The organism is Microbacterium sp. (assembly GCF_049661145.1).
GTDB lineage: Bacteria > Actinomycetota > Actinomycetes > Actinomycetales > Microbacteriaceae > Microbacterium.
In genome coordinates, this window is record NZ_JBASZT010000270.1 from 1 (window position 1) to 3,353 (window position 3,353).

The window sequence follows — 3,353 nt, forward strand, 5'->3', positions numbered from 1 at the left end:
CCCCGAGGGTCGGCGGGCACTGGCCTGGCTCGACGACGATGCCATCGCTCTGCAGACCTCCACGGCGGAGCGGGCCGTCACCACGGACCTCGCCGACAGCCCGCACCGGTACGCGACGGTCACACCCGACCTGCTGGAGCGTCGTCCCCGTCGCTCGCCGCTGCGGGCGGGCACCGTCGCGCCGATCCTCGCGGTGCTGGGCGCCGTGGGCGTCTACGCCGCGACGACGCTGCTGTGGCCGCTGCACGCGGTGGCCCCGACCGTGAGCGAGGTCGCACTCCCGGACGTGTCCGCCCCGGCATCCGCCCTGACATGGCCCGTGTCGGGCTCGGCGGCGGTCGGCGTCTCGGGGATCTCCGAGGCGGCCGCCTCGAGCGCCGATGCGGCGCCCATCGCGAGCATCGCGAAGCTCGTCACGGTGCTCATGATCCTCGACGAGCTGCCGCTCGCGCCCGGCGAGCAGGGGCCGTCGTACTCGTTCACCGCGCGCGACCGCGCGACCTACTACAGCTACCTCGAGAACGACGAGTCGGCGCTGAACGTCCCCGTCGGCGGCTCGCTGACGCAGTATCAGATGCTGCAGGGCATCCTGATCGGGTCCGCCGGCAACTACACCGATCGCCTCGCGAGCACGGTGTGGCCGAACGACCAGGTCTTCGCCGCCGCCGCCCGCACGTGGCTCGCCCGGCACGACCTCTCCGGCATCACGCTCGTGGAGCCCACCGGCATCGACCCCGGCGATGTCGCCGACCCGGCCGCGCTCATCGCGCTCGCCAAGGTGGCGCTCGCGAATCCCGTCGTCGCAGAGATCGTGCGGATGCCGTCGGTCGAGCTGCCGGGCGCCGGTCTCGTCACGAACACGAACGACCTGCTGGCCGATCCCGCCGTCGTGGGCCTCAAGACGGGGAGCCTCCGCGGTGCCTACAACCTGCTGGCCGCGAAGGACGTCACGATCGGCGACACCCCGGTGCGCGTCTACGCGACCGTGCTCGGGCAGCCGACCGACGAGGCGCGCGACGGCGAGACGGCGCGGCTGCTGAACGACCTTGCCGCGCAGGTCGCGGTGCCGCAGATCCTGCCGGCGGGAGCCCGCGCCGGCGTCGTGACGACCGCGTGGGGCACGAGCGTCGACATCGTGACGGATGCCGACGCCTCGGTCATCCTGTGGAACAGCACCGCCGCTCAGGTCACGACGAGCCTCGACCTGGGCGACGCGCGCGACGCGGATGCCGCCGTCGGCGACGTGCGGGTCAAGGGCCCGCTGAACTCGACGACCGTCGGGGTGCACCTGACCGCCGACATGCCCGACCCCGACCCGTGGTGGCGTCTCACCCACCCGCTGGAGCTGTTCGGCCTGGCCGGCTGAGCCCGGCATCCGCCGGTGTCGCGGGCGTCCCGTTCGAAAAGCAGGCTGAATCGGCCGAATCGACGGCGTACGGGACCCGAGGGCGCGGTTCAGCCTGCTTTTGGAACCGAATCGGGCGGTGAGGTGGCGCGCCGCCGCCTCGAGGCCGCTCCGCGGCATTGACGCGGCGCGACTCAGAACGGCCAGATCAGCGGCACATACAGCACCGCGACCGCGAGATACACGATCATGAGCGGCAGCCCGAGCTTCCAGTAGTCGCCGAAGCGGTAGCCGCCCGGCTGCAGCACCATGAGGTTCGCCGGCGTCGCGATAGGCGTGAGGAATGCGGCGGCGCCGGCGACCGTCAGCGCCATCATGAACGGCTGGATGCTGAGGTCGAGGTTCTGCGCGATGGCGACCGCGATGGGGGTGATGACGAGGACCGTCGCGACGTTGGAGATGAACTGCCCCAGCACCATCGTGAGGGCGCACAGCACGAGCAGCGCGAGATGCGGCGACGTCGAGCCGACGAGGCTCAGCACCACCCCCGCGACGAGGTCGGCGGCACCGGTGGAGACGAAGGCGGACGACAGCGGGATCATGCCGGCGATGAGGATGACGGTCGTCCACGAGATCGAGCGATACGCCAGCGGGATGGTCAGCACGCCGGTCAGGATGAGCGCGCCCGCCGCCAGCAGGCTCGCGACGGCCGCCGGCACCAGGCCGGTTGCCAGCAGCACGACCATCAGCCCGAGGATCACGAGCGCGCGCTTCGCGCCCCGACCGAGCGGCACCGCGCGTTGCAGTGTCTGCGGCGGGGTGACGGCGATGACATCGGGCGATTGCGTGTAGGTGGTCAGGGCCGCCCACGGGCCCTGCACGAGCACGGCGTCGCCCGCGCGCAGTTGCAGGCTGCCCGCGACGCCGGCGCCGTGCGACGCGTTGGGTCCCTCGTCCTCGCCGCGGCGCACCGCCAGGATGACGAGGTTCTCGTCGCGCGTCGTCATCCCGGCATACACTGTCCGGCCGATGAGGGTCGAGCGGGGCGCGACGAGCACCTCGGCGACCCCGTCCTGCGCGCTGAACAGCATCTCGGTGTCGAGCTGTACGTTGTAGCTGGACCGCAGCAGCTGCGCGTGCTCCCGCGGGTCGGGTGCGAGACTGCCGAGGTGGTCGGGCGACCGCTCGGGGAGAAGCCGTCCCCCGCCGATCGCGACGACGGCGACCGTCAGCAGCACGATCGGGATGCCGACGAGCGCGAACTCGAAGAAGCCGAACTCCCGTCCGCCCGCCGCGACCGCCGCCTGCGACACGACGATGTTGACGGGCGTGCCGGCGAGGGTCAGCAGGGAACCTGCGCTCGCCGCGAAGGCGAGCGGGATGAGCAGCTTCGACGGCACGATCCGCGCGCGCACCGCGACGACCACGACGACCGGCAGCAGCGACGCGACCGACCCGTTGATCGAGATGAACGCCGCCAGGACTGCGGCCAGCAACGAGATGACGACGGTCAGCCGCGCGCGCCCCTTGCCCGCCCGCGTCACGACCTGATGCCCGAGCCAGGCGGTCACACCCGTGGCATCCAGCGCCTCGCTCACGACGAACAGCGACGCGATGAACAGCACCGTCGGATCGCCGAACCCGCCGAACGCCTCGCCGATCGTCAGGACGCCCGTCGCCCACAGCGCGAGCGCGACCCCGATCGACACGATCGCGAGCGGAACCTTGCCACTGATGAACGCGATGATCGCGAGCGCCAGGATGGCGAAGGTCCAGGATGCCGGGTCCACACGTTCAGGGTACGACTACCCCGAGCCTGTCTCGTGCGCCCGCGCTCGCGCCGTGCGCGCGCAGCCCCGCCTGAGCCCGCCCAAGCACTCACGCGCTCGCGGGGTCGCAGCTGGCCGCTATGCCGCCACGAATCCGACCACCTGCGACCCGCCCACGCCCGCCCGAGAGCTCCCACGCGACCGCGGGGTCGCAAATCGTCGCAACACCACCAGAAATC

At 71.8% G+C, this 3,353-nt stretch carries 2 protein-coding genes; one reads left to right on the top strand and one right to left on the bottom strand.

The window, feature by feature from the left end; translation table 11 throughout:
• On the top strand, positions 1-1,366 hold a 1,366-nt coding region (locus tag WBP48_RS11490), incomplete at its 5' end, for a D-alanyl-D-alanine carboxypeptidase (protein WP_424440532.1).
• Positions 1,367-1,539: 173 nt separating this feature from the next.
• On the opposite strand, the gene WBP48_RS11495 is transcribed toward WBP48_RS11490, so the two are convergent.
• A complete protein-coding gene (locus WBP48_RS11495) occupies positions 1,540-3,135 on the bottom strand; it encodes an SLC13 family permease (RefSeq protein WP_424440534.1) in 1,596 nt (531 codons plus the stop codon).
• Positions 3,136-3,353: the final 218 nt, after the last annotated feature.